Source organism: Streptacidiphilus jiangxiensis, assembly GCF_900109465.1.
Classification (GTDB): domain Bacteria; phylum Actinomycetota; class Actinomycetes; order Streptomycetales; family Streptomycetaceae; genus Streptacidiphilus; species Streptacidiphilus jiangxiensis.
Genome location: NZ_FOAZ01000019.1, coordinates 1 through 13,461, shown reverse-complemented (window position 1 = coordinate 13,461; position 13,461 = coordinate 1). Strand labels below are relative to the sequence as shown.

Genomic DNA, 13,461 nt, shown 5'->3' with positions numbered 1-13,461 from the left:
GCCTCCACCGACCCGCGTCCGATGCCCTTGGCGATCACGGGCGGTACGGTGACGGCATGTCGGCGAACGAATGTGCCCCCGGTGGGGCCGCGGGGCCCAGCGAGCACGCGGCGGGCGACCCCTGCCTCGGCGGGATCGAGGCGATCAGCTCCGCCGTCCTCGCGATGAGCCGCCACCTGGAGGTGCGCGAGGTGCTGCAGCGCATCGTCTCCTCCGCACGGACCCTCGTCGGCGCCGAGTACGCGGCCCTGGGCGTGCCGGACGACCACGGCGGCTTCGCGCAGTTCGTCGTCGACGGCGTCAGCGAGGCCCAGTGGCGGGCCATCGGCCCGCTGCCCCGGCAGCACGGCATCCTCTTCGCGATGCTGCACGAGCAGGACCCGACCCGCCTCGACGACGTCCGTGCCGACGAACGCTTCGGCGGTTGGCCCAGCGCCCACCCCGACATGCACGCCTTCCTCGGCGTCCCGATCCAGGACGGCGACGAGATCCTCGGGGCTCTCTTCTTGGCCAATCCCGTCGGCCGTCAGCGGTTCACCGCGCACGACGAGGAACTCCTCCGCATCCTCGCCGCGCACGCCGCCCTCGCGCTCGTCAACGCCCGCCTGTACGAGCGCAGCCGCGAGCTGACCCTCGTCGGCGAGCGCGCCCGGATCGCCCACGAGCTGCACGACGCCGTCTCGCAGAAGCTCTTCTCGCTGCGCCTGACCGCGCAGGCCGCCGCCGCGCTCGTCGAGCGCGACCCGGCCCGCGCCCGCGCCGAGCTCGCCGAGGTCTCCCGCCTCGCCGCCGAAGCCGCGGAGGAGCTGCGCAGCGTCGTCGTCGAACTGCGCCCCGCCGCCCTGGACGAGGACGGCCTGCTGCCCACCCTCGCCTCCCAGGTCGAGGTCCTGAACCGGGCCCACAGCGCGAGCGTCGTCTTCACCCACGACCGTGTCGCCGCGTTGCCCGCCGGCCAGGAGGAGGCGGTCCTGCGCGTCGCCCAGGAGGCCCTGCACAACGCCCTGCGCCACTCCGGCGCGAAGGCCGTCGCCGTCGAGCTGTGCAGCGCCCCCGGCCCCGGCGGCACCGGCCGCGGCGCGCGGCTGCGCGTCACCGACGACGGCAAGGGCTTCGACCCCGACGGCACCCGCCGCGCCGGCCGCCACCTCGGCCTCGTCTCCATGCGCGACCGCGCCGCGGGCGTCGGCGGCTCCCTGCACATCGAATCGTCCCCGGGAGCGGGGACCGTGGTGGAACTGGAGGTCCCCGGTGGCTGACGCGACCATCAAGGTGCTGCTCGTCGACGACCACCAGGTCGTCCGGCGCGGCCTGCGCACCTTTCTGGAGGTCCAGCCCGACATCGCCGTCGTCGGCGAGGCCGGGGACGGCGCGGAGGGCGTCGACCTCGCCGAGTCACTGCGGCCGGACGTGGTCCTGATGGACGTCAAGATGCCCGGCACCGACGGCATCGAGGCGCTGCGGATGCTGAAGGAGCGGGGCAACCCCGCAAAGGTGCTGGTCGTCACGAGCTTCACCGAGCACCGCACGGTCGTCCCCGCGCTCCGCGCGGGCGCGGCGGGCTACGTCTACAAGGACGTCGACCCCGAGGCGCTGGCCGGTGCGATCCGCAGCGTCCATGCCGGACACGTCCTGCTCCAACCGGAACTCGCGGAGGCGCTGCTCGCCGAGGACTGCACGGGCCGCGCGCCCCAGGGACGCGGCGGCTCACTGACCGAACGCGAGCAGGAGGTCCTCGGCCTCATCGCGGACGGCCGCTCCAACCGCGAGATCGCGCGTGCGTTGACGCTCTCGGAGAAGACGGTCAAGACGCACGTGTCGAACATCCTGATGAAGCTGGACCTCCAGGACCGCACCCAGGCCGCGCTCTGGGCGGTCCGTAACGGGATCACGAAGTAGTTGCACGGCCGGAGGCGCGGGGAACTGCGCGAGCAACCCACCCGAGGCGGATGGCCCTGCGCACACGGGATCTGACTGCACAGGGTGGCTTGTCGCGCAGTTCCCCGCACCCCTGGGCGGTGCAACCTCAGGCGCAGCGAAAGTCAAGGCTCGTCGACCGCGGCGTTGTAGGCCGCGACTCTCGCCTTCCGGGCGGCCCGCTCCAGGGGGCGGAGCGCGCTCGCCCGCTGCGCCATCTCGCTCGCGCTGACCGCCGCGCCCTCCGTCGCCGCCGCCAACGCGACCAGCGCGGCCACGCGGCGCGCGCTCTGAAGGACCCGCACCGCCCGCTGCGGGTACCCGGGTGCCAGCAGTTCCACCGCCTCCGCGTCCCGTGAACGCAGGCGTCCCAGCGCCCGCTGCACCTCGGGGCCCGCGCCCGCGACGTCGAGCCGCACCAGTGCCTCCGTCGCGTCGCGCATGCCCTCCGCGAGCTCGCGCTCGGCGTCGCGCAGCGCGGGGACGTCGGCGGGGAAGCCGGGGCTGACCGGCAGCGCGTGCCAGGTGACGGCCAGGACGCCGTCGTCCTCGTGGTCCGCACCGTGCCACAGGGCCTCGGGGACGAAGCCCCAGGGGGCGCCGACGGCGAGCACCGCCTCGCCCGTCTCCATCGCGCGCGCATTGAACTCGGCGGGACCGGTCAGGCCCAGTGGGTGGCCGGGGGCCGGCAGGGCCAGCCGCAGCCCGGTCGCGCCCAGGGTGCGCAGGCGGCCCAGCGCCAGCGTCAGGCCGACCCCGTCCGCACCCGGGAGCCCGCGGACGACGTGCGACTCGTCGTCGCCGCGGACCGCGTCCGCGGTGTCGTCCGGCGAGGCCTGGCCCGCGAACCAGGCGTTGCCCCAGGCGACAAGTCGGGCGGACCGGGGCTCTTCGTACGCTTCATGGGCTTCCGTCTGCGGCATGGGCCAAGCCTACGGAGCGTCCGGCCACCTCGGTGGCGTAGGTTTGGACCGGCTCACGAGGCTGCGACCGTGAGAGAACTCTTCTTTTCCTTGGGGAAGGCGTACGCAATGAGCGACGTGCTGGAGCTGGTGGACGTTTCCGTGATCCGGGACGGGCGCCCGCTGGTTGAGCAGGTGTCGTGGTCCGTCGCCGAGGGCGAGCGCTGGATCGTGCTCGGACCGAACGGCGCCGGCAAGACCACGCTGCTGCAGGTGGCCTCCAGCTACCTGTTCCCCAGCACCGGCACCGCCTCGATCCTGGGCGACAAGCTCGGCAGCGTCGACGTCTTCGAGCTGCGCCCGCGCATCGGCCTGGCCGGTGCCGCGATGGCCGACAAGCTGCCCAAGCGCCAGACCGTGCTGGAGACCGTGCTCACCGCCGCCTACGGCATGACCGCGCACTGGCGCGAGACCTACGAGCAGGCCGACGAGTCCCGCGCCCGGCTGCTGCTCGACCTGCTCGGCATGGCCGACTACACCGAGCGCCGGTTCGGCACCCTCTCCGAGGGCGAGCGCAAGCGCACCCTCATCGCCCGCGCCCTGATGACCGACCCGGAGCTGCTGCTCCTCGACGAGCCGGCCGCCGGCCTCGACCTCGGCGGCCGTGAGGACCTGGTCCGCCGGCTGGGCGCGCTCGCCCAGGACCCGATCGCCCCGGCCATGATCATGGTGACGCACCACGTGGAGGAGATCGCGCCCGGCTTCACCCACGTGCTGATGATCCGGCAGGGCAAGGTGCTGGCCGCCGGCCCGATCGTCGAGACGCTCACCCCGCGCAACCTCTCGCTCTGCTTCGGTCTGCCGCTCACCCTCGAGCACCAGGACGGCCGTTGGGCCGCCCGAGGCCTGCCCATGACGAAGTGACCGATACGTAATGATCTTTCTCCCCGTCGACTGACGGGGAGCCACCTGCGCAACTACCATGAGGCCCGTGGAGAGTTGGGCATGGTGGCTGCTGGTGGCCGTGCTGCTGTGCGCCCCTGTGGTGCACACGGCACTGCTGGAGTTCGTCATGTTCGGCATCGGCGCGGGCGCGGCAGCGCTCACCGCCGGGCTGGGCGGCGGAGTGGTGCTCCAGTTCGTCGTGTTCCTCGCCACGACGCTCGCACTCCTGCTGCTGGTCAGGCCGATCACCAGGCGCCAACGGCGCCAGGCCGCGTCGGTCCGGCACGGGATCGAGGCGCTGAAGGGGGCGGAGGCCGTGGTCCTGGAACGCGTCGACGAGCACGACGGTCGGATCAAGCTCAGGGGAGAGGTGTGGTCGGCGCGCGCACTCGCGGCCGGGCAGACCTTCGAACCGGGGGAGAAGGTCAGCGTCGCCGAGATCGACGGCGCGACCGCGGTCGTTCTCTGAGTCGCCGACCCCGTCCCGGGGTAGGCAAGGCAACACAGCGTCAGCTACTTGGTGCGGGTCCGTCGAGGGAGTCCCTGTGCAAACCGTGATCATCGTCCTGGTTCTGGTGGCGGTGTTCGTGTTCGTCATGCTCCTGCGGACGATCCAGGTGATCCCGCAGGCCCAGGCGGCGATCGTGGAACGCTTCGGCCGGTACACCCGCACGCTCAACGCGGGCCTCAACATCGTGGTGCCGTTCATCGACACCATCCGCAACCGGCTCGACCTGCGCGAGCAGGTCCAGCCCTTCCCGCCGCAGCCGGTGATCACCCAGGACAACCTGGTGGTCAACATCGACACCGTCATCTACTTCCAGGTCACCGACCCGCGCGCGGCCACCTACGAGGTGCAGAGCTACCTCCAGGCGATCGAGCAGCTGACCATCACCACGCTGCGCAACATCATCGGCTCCATGGACCTGGAGTCCACCCTCACCTCCCGCGAGACCATCAACGCCGGCCTGCGCGGCGTGCTGGACGAGGCCACCGGCAAGTGGGGCATCCGCGTCAACCGCGTCGAGCTCAAGGCGATCGAGCCGCCGACCTCCATCCAGGACTCGATGGAGAAGCAGATGCGCGCCGACCGTGACAAGCGTGCCGCGATCCTCCAGGCCGAGGGTGAGCGGCAGTCCGCGATCCTCAAGGCGGAGGGCCAGAAGCAGGCCGACGTGCTCAAGGCCGAGGGCGAGGCGCAGGCCGCCGTTCTGCGCGCCGACGGTGAGGCCGCCGCGATCCGCACCGTCTTCGAGGCCATCCACTCCGGTGACGCCGACCAGAAGGTGCTCGCCTACAAGTACCTGGAGACCCTGCCGCAGATGGCCCAGGGCGACGCCAACAAGCTCTGGATCATCCCGAGCGAGGTCAGCGACGCGATCAAGGGCGTCGGCGGTGCCTTCCAGGGCCTGGCCCCGAAGATCCCCGGTCCGGCCGACGCGGCCGTCACGGCCGCCAACGGCACCACCGGCGTCGAACGCCGCACCGAGCGTCCCGAGCTCGACCCCGAGTAGCCGCACCCCGGAGTAGCGTGCTGCCCATGGGTACCCGCGACCTCCTCAGCGACGAGCAGATCACCACCGGCCTCCTCGCCCTGCCCGAGTGGCAGCGCGAGGGCGGCTCGATCCAACGCACCGTGCAGGCCAAGGACTTCCCCGCGGCGATCCGCATCGTCGACGCCGTGGCGGTCCAGGCCGAGGCGATGGACCACCACCCGGACATCGACATCCGCTGGCGCACCCTCCACTTCACCCTGTCCACGCACTCGGCGGGTGGACTGACCGCCCTCGATCTGAGGCTCGCATCGCTCATCGATGCCGCCGCGGCGGCAGAGGCATGAGATGCTGACTCGCGCATCGGGCAGGCGGGAGTGGTACCACAGCCATGGAACGAGCGGACGAGACCGGTAACGGCGGGCAGGAACAGCAGTACTGGCCCCCACAGCAGACACCGCAGTCCTACGACGCCTACGGTCAGCAGTCGTACGACTACTCTGCCTACAACGCCCACCAGGGCCAGGGCTACGAGCAGACCGGCTACGAGCAGACCGGCTACGACCCCGCCGCCTATCAGCAGGCGTACGAGCAACAGGGCTACGACCCGGCGACCGGGTACCAGCAGCCGTACCAGCAGGGCGGCTACGAGCAGACCGGGTACGAGCAGCAGCAGGCCTACTACGACCCGCAGCAGTACGCCCAGCCGTCCCAGGAGTACCAGCCTTCTCAGGAGTACCAGGACTACCAGGCGTACCAGCAGCCGCAGGCACAGACGTACCAGCAGCAGGAGGAGTACGCGGCGTACTACGCCGACCCCTCCGGTGCGGCGGCCACCCCCTACTGGTCCGCCGGGGAGAACGCCGCCGAGACGCCCTACGTCCCGCCGCAGGCCTCCGCGCCCGAGCAGGAGTCCCTGTCCGACACCGAGGCCGACGCACCCGCGCCGGCCGCCGGTGCCACCGCGGTCGGACGCGGTGACGACGACCGGTCGGGCGGCGCGCTGAAGGACCGGGTTCTCGACGCCGCACTCGGCCGGGGGCCGAACGTCGACCGCAAGAGCTACCTGACCCGCCTCGCCATCGGCGGCGTCGCGCTCGTGGTCGTGGCCGGAGCCGGCTGGTTCGTCGCCGGCGGCAGCTCCGGCAGCAGCCCGCAGACCGGTGGCGGCAGCCAGAGCCAGGCCGACATCGGCGTCAACCACACCAAGGCCTGGGCGGCTCCCGCCGCGGCCGGCGCCGGCGCGGGCGGCAGCGCCGCGGGCGGAGCCAACGACGGGCTCCTCGGCGCGTGGACCACCAGCAACGCTGTCGTCCGCGGCGACGGCGAGGGCGTCACCGCCTACTCCACCGCCGACGGCCACAAGCTCTGGAGCGTCGAGGCCCCCGGCAGCGGCGCCGTGCCCTGCGCGATGTCGCCCTCGGTCAACTCCTCGGGCGTCGGCGCCGTCCTGTTCCAGGCCAAACCCGGCAACGGCCAGGCCTGCGGCCAGCTCGTGGCCGTCGACACCGGATCCGGACAGACCAAGTGGAAGGCCCAACTGCCCTCCAGCGGCGGCACCAGCTACGGCGCCTCCGTCATGGTCGACGACACCCACGTGGTCGCCGTCTCCGACTCCGCCGCCGTCGGCTACGACGCCTCCGGCGGAAAGCAGGCCTGGACCTACTCCGGCCCCGGCAAGTACTGCGCCCTGTCCGGCAACGGCGGCGGCACCGCCCTGCTGCTCCAGACCACCTGCGCCGACACCAGCCCCAAGCAGCAGGTCGTCTCGCTCGACCCGGACAGCGGAAAGCTCCACTGGTGGCGCGGCCTCCCGCAGAGCGCCGCCTCCTACACGGTGCTCTCGGCCAACCCCGCCGTGGTCAGCGTCCACATGACCGACCCGACCCAGGACAGCCTGCTCTCCTTCAGTGACAAGGGCGACAGCCAGGCCACCATCCCCGTCGCCCAGAGCGGCGGCACGCTCGACGCCACGCACGGCAGCTTCGACCCCGACCCGGCCCTGTTCTTCTCCGGCACGACGATGGTCGCGGCCGTCGACCCGCCGGCGCAGTCCGCCGCGGCCGCCTCCGGGCCCACCGTCATCGCCGCCTACAGTCTCGTCAGCGGCAAGGAGCTGTGGCGCACCACCGCCCAGGAGAAGGGCGTCTCCGAGCCGGTCGGCATCGACGGCTCGGCGGCGGTCGTCGCCACCGACGAGCGCGTCGGCCAGGCGGCCCGGCTCAGCCACTTCGACCTGACCAGCGGCGCCGAGACCGTCGGCGGCACCTTCCCGCAGGGCACCGGCTCACTGCTCGGCGCGGGCCGCGTCCTGCTGAGCGGCGGCCTGGTGGTGGCGCTGCCGGAGTACACCGGCAGCTACAACACCTCCGCGACCGCCTGGAAGGGCGTCGCCTCCGGCTGACCCGGCGGATCATCCCGCCGCGGCGAGCTCCCCGAACTCCGCGGTGCCCAGGGCCCAGGCCGCAGCCCCGGCCGCGTCACCGGTCGGCTCGTCGGCCAGATCGGCGGCGGTCAGGCCCAGCGCCGCCACCAGCGCGGCGTCCGGCGTCGGCACGAACGGACGCCGCAGCAGCCGCATCCCGGCCTGCTCCGGAGTCCGGTTCGCCTTGCGATGGTTGTCCGCCGCACACGCGGCGACGGTGTTCAGCCAGCTGTCCGGCCCGCCGTGCGAGCGCGGCACCACGTGGTCGACGGTCGTCGCACGCCGTCCGCAGTAGGCGCAACGGAACCCGTCCCGCGCCAGCACCCCGCGCCGCGACCACGTCGCCTGTTGTCGGAACGGCACCCGGACGTACCGTTTCAGCCGCACCACCCGTGGCAGCGGTATCTCCACCGAGCTGCCGCGCACCCTTCGTCCGGGATGGGCCCGCTCGACCACGGCCTTGTCCTGGAGCACGAGCACCACCGCTCGCTGCAGCGTCACCGCCGCCAGCGGCTCGTACGTCGCGTTGAGCACCAGCGTCTTACGCATGTCCCGCCACCCGCCTCCGACTCCCGGCCCGCCCCAGCTGGACGGTGGGTCCACTGTGCGGGCGGGCCGGATGCCGGGACAACGTAATTTCGGTGGCATCGCGGTTAAGGCTGAGCCGTCACCTGTCGTCGTCGGCCCGTCGTCACACGTTCTCGTAGGTCGCGATCAGCTGCGCGCGGCCGAGCGTGTGGAAGCGCAGGTTGAAGCCGACGACGGCGGGCGTGGCGTTCTCGTCCGGGCCGAGCTTCTCCTGGTCCACCGCGTAGACGGTGAACACGTAGCGGTGCGGACCGTCCCCCGGCGGCGGCGCGGCGCCGCCGAAGTCACGCGTGCCGTAGTCGTTGCGCACCTGCACGGCACCGGCCGGCAGCCCCTTGAACGGTCCGGTCCCGGCACCGCCGGTCAGCTCCGTGACGTCGGCCGGGATGTCGAAGACCGTCCAGTGCCAGAAGCCGCTGCCCGTCGGCGCGTCCGGGTCGTAGCAGGTGACCGCGAAGCTCCTGGTCCCGGCGGGGAACCCGGACCAGCTCAGCTGCGGGGAGGTGTTGCCGGCCGCGAACACGTGCGCGTCCGGCAGCACACCGCCGTCGGTCAGGTCCTCGCTGGACACGGAGAACTCCGCGACCGGCGGGTGGAAGTCGTGGGGGAGCGGACGCCGCTTGGGCTCCGACATGTCGTCAGCCTCCTTGGGAACGACGGCAACACAGGGAGATGGTGGAATCGCCGCCGATCAGCCTAGTCTCGCCGGGTGGCCCTTGATCCGACTGACCCGCGCTTCCTCGACCGCCCCTCACCCGAGGTCGCCCCCGACCTGCTCGGACGGATCCTGGTGAGCACCCGCCCCGACGGGCGCGTCGCCGTCCGGATCACCGAGGTCGAGGCCTACACCGGACCCGACGACCCCGCCTCCCACGCCTACCGGGGGCGCACCGCGCGGAACGCCGTGATGTTCGGGCCGCCCGGCTTCGTCTACGTGTACTTCACCTACGGCATGCACTACTGCATGAACCTGGTGACCGGCCCCGGCACCACCGCCGGGGCCGTACTGCTGCGGGCCGGAGAGATCGTCGAAGGCCTCGGGCAGGCCCGGCACCGCCGCCCCTCCGCCCGCCGCGACACCGAGCTCGCCCAGGGACCGGCCCGACTCACCCAGGCCCTGGGCGTCGCCCGCGACCAGGACGGCGAACGCCTCGGCGGCGACGTCTTCCGTCTGTTGCCCGGCACCCCGGCCCCGGCGGAGCGGATCCGCCGGGGCCCGCGCACCGGCGTCGCCCAGGCGGCGGACACCCCCTACCGCTTCTGGATCGACGGCGAGCCCACCGTCAGCCCCTACCGCCGCCACGTCCGCAAAAGGGTGGACTGAAAAGGGTGGACTGAAAGGGTGGACCGAGGGGTCAGGAGCTGAAGCCGAGGATCCGGGCCTTCTCGGCCGCGAACTCCTCGTCGCTGAGCACACCCTCCTTGTGGAGTCGCCCCAGTTCGGACAGCTGGCGAATGCGCTCGGCCTCCTGGCTGCCCCGGTGGTCGCCGCCGCGCTCGCCTCCGTGGGGCTGGACCCCTCCCTGCCCGTCGGCGTGAGCGGCCGCGTACCCGGGTGGGACGGCGTCCTCCGGGGCGTGCGGGCGCTTGGCCTTCTGCTGCCTGGCCAGCCGGTCGAGCCGGATCTCCGAATCACCCGCGGGGTGCTTTCGCTGACTCGGGGCCGACGCCGCCCGCGCGGCCGCCGCGCGCTGTGCGGCCTGGCGTTGGAGCGCGCCCGGGCTGAGGTCGACGGCGACCCGGCGGCGGTTGTGCTTGGCGACTCCGACCTCGACCCGGTCACCTTCCCGAAGGCCGTGGCTGGTCATGCTGACCCGCGTCTCGTAGGGCTCCCGTCCGGGCAGCTCCACCCGCATGCGGATGCGGTAGAGACGGGAACCGCCGTAGCCCATGTCGTTCCCGCCGATGTAGGTGTGGGTGCCCTTGGTCTCCAGGACGGTGCCGGTCCCGCGGATACCCCGCTGGAAGACCCGCTTGTCGCCGTTCTGCATCGCCTGGCCCAGGTACATGCCGTACCCGAACGAGCCCCACCACAGGACGCCGACGATGAGGACATAGAGCGCGATGTGCAGCGCGTTCGGTCCTGGCACCTGGCTCGCCAGCAGACAGAGCGGCAGGAATCCCGCACTCATCAGTCCGAACCAGAGCCAGACCACCAAGGTCAGCTTGCCTAGAGTCACCTGTGAAAACCCCTCTCGAGACCGGTCCTCGCCCCGCTGGGCGAGACTGGTGTACCGGAGCGGCAAGCCTGCTCACCAGCGGAAGTTCGGCATTGTGACAGCTTCGGTGCGAGATGGAGGCGTCCGTCACAGTAGTTCGCATTTGAACCGTTCGCTCGCTTATCTTCGGAAGCAGCAGTCCCGAAGGAACCGACGGAAACGGAAGCCAAGCCCCATGGCCGGACAGTCCAAGAAGCAGGCAGCCGCCGACCGCCGCGCCCGCATAGCCGAGATGCAGGCCGCCGAGCGCGCCCGTGACCGCCGCAACAAGATCCTCCTGGGCGCCGGAGCTGTCGTCATCGCGGCCGGGGCGATCATCGGCATCGCCGCCGCCGTCGACAACAACGGCTCCAAGGCCTCGACCGCCTCCGCCTCCTCGGTGAGCTGGGCCGCCCCCACGGACACCGACGCCGCCGTCAAGGCCGCCGGCCTCACCATGCTCAACGCCGAGGGCACCGCCGAGCACATCCACATCCACCTCGACGTCTGGGCCAACGGCCAGAAGGTGACCGTCCCGCAGCTCGTCGGCATCAACGAGGGCGCCGGGACCATCAGCCCGCTGCACACCCACGACACCACCGGCGTCGTCCACATCGAGTCCCCGGTCGTGAAGGACTACCACCTCGGCCAGTTCATGACCGAGTGGGGCGTGCCGATCAGCTCCACGCAGCTCGGCCCCGACAAGACCGACGCCACGCACACGCTCAAGGTCTACGTGAACGGCAAGGAGACCACCGGCGACCCGTCCCAGCTGGTCTTCCACGCCCACGACGAGATCGCGATCGTCTACGGCACCGCCGCCCAGAACGCCTCCGTGCAGATCCCGAGCAGCTACACCTGGCCCAGCGGGCTCTGAAATCTGGAACGGATTGGCCAAGAGGGGCCCTCGTCGGCGAGGCTGTTAGCCGACCAGGCCCCTCGGGCGACCGATCCCTCGGGTCGACCGGCGGAACGACCGAAGGAAGAGACGAGACCGTGACCGACATCGTCGACGAACTGAAGTGGCGCGGCCTGCTGGCCCTGTCCACCGACGAGGACGCACTGCGCAAGGCATTCGCGGACGGTCCGGTCACCTTCTATTGCGGCTTCGACCCGACCGCGGTCAGCCTGCACCTGGGCAACCTGGTGCAGATCCTCACCATGAAGCGGATCCAGGACGCCGGCCACCGCCCGCTCGGCCTCGTCGGCGGCGCCACCGGCCTCATCGGCGACCCGAAGCCCACCGCCGAGCGAGTACTCAACGACCCCGAGACGGTCGCCGACTGGGTCGGCCGCCTGCGCGGCCAGATCGAGCGCTTCCTCGACTTCGAGGGCCCGAACGCCGCGCAGATGGTCAACAACCTCGACTGGACGTCGGGGATGTCGGCGATCAACCTGCTGCGTGACGTCGGCAAGTACTTCCGCGTCAACAACATGATCGCCAAGGAGGCCGTCTCCCGGCGTCTCAACTCCGAGGCGGGCATCTCCTACACCGAGTTCAGCTACCAGGTCCTCCAGGGCATGGACTTCCTGGAGCTCTACCGCCGCCACGGCTGCATGCTGCAGACCGGCGGCAGCGACCAGTGGGGCAACCTCACCGCCGGCACCGACCTGATCCGCAAGGCGGAGGGCGTCGCCGCCCATGCGCTCGCCACGCCGCTGATCACCAAGGCCGACGGCACCAAGTTCGGCAAGACCGAGTCCGGCACGGTCTGGCTCGACCCCGAGCTGACCACGCCGTACGCGTTCTACCAGTTCTGGCTGAACGCCGACGACCGTGACATCTCCAAGTTCCTGCGCATCTTCAGCTTCAAGTCCCACGAGGAGATCGAGGAGCTGGAGCGCCTGACCGAGGAGGCCCCCTTCAAGCGCGCCGCGCAGCGTGCGCTCGCGGAGGAGCTGACCGTTCTGGTCCACGGGCAGGAGCAGCTGGACCGCGCGGTCGCCGCGTCCAAGGCACTCTTCGGCCAGGGCGAGCTCGGCGAGCTGGACGAGCGCACCCTCGCCGCCGCGGTCGCCGAGCTGCCGAGCGCCCAGGTGGGTGAACTCGGCGAGATCGTCGACCTGTTCGTCGCCACCGGCCTCTCCGCCAGCCGCTCGGCCGCTCGCCGGACGGTCAACGAGGGCGGCGCCTACGTGAACAACGCGAAGATCGAGGACGAGGCGGCTCTCGCCACGCCGGCGGACCTGCTCCACGGCCGCTGGCTCGTCCTGCGCCGCGGCAAGCGCAACCTCGCCGCGGTCGAGCTGCTGCAGGGCTGACCCGGGCGACCGAGGCTGACCTGCACGTTCGCCAGAGATTCACCCGAAGGGGGGAGATCCGCACGGATCTCCCCCCTTCGCGTTTGACGAGGGCCGGGGCAGGGGCTAATGTAGGTCGAGTCGCCTGAATCGGACAGATGCGTCGTACGGAGCGTCGCTCCGCCGCACCAGTCCATGCGTGACCACCCGTAGTTGATTCACTCACTTGATCGATCTCGTAGGCATCGGTGTCTTCCGAAGCCAAGCGGGTTCTATTTGGCGTGCGAATTGACGCAGCGGAGGCTGATTTCCGGGAATCCGGGAAATGCGCTAACGTTACGGAGGTCGCGAACGAGCGACAGCCCCACTTCTAGCGGGGAAGCGGAAAAGCCGCCCGGCGGATCTGCTAAGCTAGAAAACGAAGGAAGCGCCCGGAGGGCCTGGTGAAACAGGCGCGAAGGAAGCGTCCGTTCCTTGAGAACTCAACAGCGTGCCAAAAGTCAACGCCAGTTACTTTTGAGAACAAATTTTCAGCGAGGACGCTGTGTGCAAGCCTGCTCATTCCAGCAGGTGTTGCACCGCTCTGCGCGAATGTAAAGCATTCACGGAGAGTTTGATCCTGGCTCAGGACGAACGCTGGCGGCGTGCTTAACACATGCAAGTCGAACGGTGAAGCCCTTCGGGGTGGATCAGTGGCGAACGGGTGAGTAACACGTGGGCAATCTGCCCTGCACTCTGGGACAAGCCTTGGA

14 protein-coding genes and 1 rRNA gene are annotated in these 13,461 nt (G+C 71.0%); 11 read left to right on the top strand and 4 right to left on the bottom strand.

Annotation, left to right across the window (positions count from 1 at the left end):
- The first annotated feature begins 164 nt into the window (after positions 1-164).
- Both BMY61_RS30420 and BMY61_RS30415 read left to right on the top strand, forming a co-directional pair.
- Positions 165-1,259 carry a GAF domain-containing sensor histidine kinase gene (locus BMY61_RS30420; protein ID WP_042457600.1) on the top strand — a complete coding sequence of 365 codons (1,095 nt, stop codon included), beginning with the start codon at positions 165-167 and terminating at the stop codon, positions 1,257-1,259.
- Positions 1,252-1,899, top strand: coding sequence for a response regulator (locus BMY61_RS30415; RefSeq protein WP_042457543.1), 648 nt, complete (start codon positions 1,252-1,254; stop codon positions 1,897-1,899). Before BMY61_RS30420 ends, BMY61_RS30415 begins: the two co-directional genes overlap by 8 nt.
- Positions 1,900-2,042: 143 nt before the next feature.
- Here the strand turns inward: BMY61_RS30415 and BMY61_RS30410 are convergent, their stop codons facing one another.
- Positions 2,043-2,840, bottom strand: coding sequence for a hypothetical protein (locus BMY61_RS30410; RefSeq protein ID WP_042457547.1), 798 nt, complete (start codon positions 2,838-2,840; stop codon positions 2,043-2,045).
- A gap of 108 nt (positions 2,841-2,948) precedes the next feature.
- Between BMY61_RS30410 and BMY61_RS30405 the strand changes: the two genes are divergently transcribed.
- From BMY61_RS30405 to BMY61_RS48485, 5 genes are all read left to right on the top strand, one after another.
- Entirely contained in the window at positions 2,949-3,743 is a 795-nt protein-coding gene (locus tag BMY61_RS30405) for an ABC transporter ATP-binding protein (protein WP_042457550.1), read from the top strand.
- A gap of 58 nt (positions 3,744-3,801) precedes the next feature.
- Positions 3,802-4,233, top strand: coding sequence for an NfeD family protein (locus BMY61_RS30400; RefSeq protein ID WP_075004122.1), 432 nt, complete (start codon positions 3,802-3,804; stop codon positions 4,231-4,233).
- A 76-nt stretch (positions 4,234-4,309) separates the two neighbouring features.
- On the top strand, positions 4,310-5,278 hold the full coding sequence (locus tag BMY61_RS30395; protein WP_042457557.1) for an SPFH domain-containing protein: 969 nt from the start codon (positions 4,310-4,312) through the stop codon (positions 5,276-5,278).
- Positions 5,279-5,304: 26 nt separating this feature from the next.
- On the top strand, positions 5,305-5,604 hold the full coding sequence (locus BMY61_RS30390; RefSeq protein ID WP_042457560.1) for a 4a-hydroxytetrahydrobiopterin dehydratase: 300 nt from the start codon (positions 5,305-5,307) through the stop codon (positions 5,602-5,604).
- Positions 5,605-5,648: 44 nt separating this feature from the next.
- Positions 5,649-7,661 (top strand): outer membrane protein assembly factor BamB family protein, encoded by a 2,013-nt coding sequence (locus tag BMY61_RS48485; protein WP_042457563.1) that lies wholly within the window; start codon positions 5,649-5,651, stop codon positions 7,659-7,661.
- Between the two features lie 9 nt (positions 7,662-7,670).
- Here BMY61_RS48485 and BMY61_RS30380 read toward each other — a convergent pair whose 3' ends face one another.
- Positions 7,671-8,231, bottom strand: coding sequence for an HNH endonuclease (locus BMY61_RS30380; protein WP_042457566.1), 561 nt, complete (start codon positions 8,229-8,231; stop codon positions 7,671-7,673).
- Positions 8,232-8,373: 142 nt separating this feature from the next.
- Positions 8,374-8,904 (bottom strand): YbhB/YbcL family Raf kinase inhibitor-like protein, encoded by a 531-nt coding sequence (locus tag BMY61_RS30375; protein ID WP_042457569.1) that lies wholly within the window; start codon positions 8,902-8,904, stop codon positions 8,374-8,376.
- A gap of 75 nt (positions 8,905-8,979) precedes the next feature.
- On the opposite strand from BMY61_RS30375, the gene BMY61_RS30370 reads away from it, so the two are divergent.
- Complete coding sequence (locus BMY61_RS30370; protein ID WP_042457573.1) at positions 8,980-9,594, top strand: DNA-3-methyladenine glycosylase; 615 nt, start codon at positions 8,980-8,982, stop codon at positions 9,592-9,594.
- Positions 9,595-9,625: 31 nt separating this feature from the next.
- Here the strand turns inward: BMY61_RS30370 and BMY61_RS47170 are convergent, their stop codons facing one another.
- Entirely contained in the window at positions 9,626-10,450 is an 825-nt protein-coding gene (locus tag BMY61_RS47170) for an SHOCT domain-containing protein (protein WP_236656606.1), read from the bottom strand.
- A gap of 214 nt (positions 10,451-10,664) precedes the next feature.
- On the opposite strand from BMY61_RS47170, the gene BMY61_RS30360 reads away from it, so the two are divergent.
- The 3 genes from BMY61_RS30360 to BMY61_RS30350 form a co-directional block, all read left to right on the top strand.
- Entirely contained in the window at positions 10,665-11,345 is a 681-nt protein-coding gene (locus BMY61_RS30360) for a hypothetical protein (protein ID WP_052439383.1), read from the top strand.
- A 119-nt stretch (positions 11,346-11,464) separates the two neighbouring features.
- Entirely contained in the window at positions 11,465-12,730 is a 1,266-nt protein-coding gene (tyrS, locus tag BMY61_RS30355) for a tyrosine--tRNA ligase (RefSeq protein ID WP_042457579.1), read from the top strand.
- A gap of 580 nt (positions 12,731-13,310) precedes the next feature.
- A 16S ribosomal RNA gene (locus BMY61_RS30350) occupies positions 13,311-13,461 on the top strand; the annotation flags it as partial.

Bases quoted from the DNA above. Each gene is read 5' to 3' on its own strand.
- BMY61_RS30420 (WP_042457600.1), top strand. From the start codon at position 165: ATGAGCCGCCACCTGGAGGTGCGCGAGGTGCTGCAGCGCATCGTCTCC.
- BMY61_RS30400 (WP_075004122.1), top strand. From the start codon at position 3,802: ATGAGGCCCGTGGAGAGTTGGGCATGGTGGCTGCTGGTGGCCGTGCTG.
- BMY61_RS48485 (WP_042457563.1), top strand. From the start codon at position 5,649: ATGGAACGAGCGGACGAGACCGGTAACGGCGGGCAGGAACAGCAGTAC.
- BMY61_RS30410 (WP_042457547.1), bottom strand. From the start codon at position 2,840: ATGCCGCAGACGGAAGCCCATGAAGCGTACGAAGAGCCCCGGTCCGCC.
- BMY61_RS30360 (WP_052439383.1), top strand. From the start codon at position 10,665: ATGGCCGGACAGTCCAAGAAGCAGGCAGCCGCCGACCGCCGCGCCCGC.
- BMY61_RS30390 (WP_042457560.1), top strand. From the start codon at position 5,305: ATGGGTACCCGCGACCTCCTCAGCGACGAGCAGATCACCACCGGCCTC.
- BMY61_RS30375 (WP_042457569.1), bottom strand. From the start codon at position 8,904: ATGTCGGAGCCCAAGCGGCGTCCGCTCCCCCACGACTTCCACCCGCCG.
- BMY61_RS30405 (WP_042457550.1), top strand. From the start codon at position 2,949: ATGAGCGACGTGCTGGAGCTGGTGGACGTTTCCGTGATCCGGGACGGG.
- BMY61_RS30380 (WP_042457566.1), bottom strand. From the start codon at position 8,231: ATGCGTAAGACGCTGGTGCTCAACGCGACGTACGAGCCGCTGGCGGCG.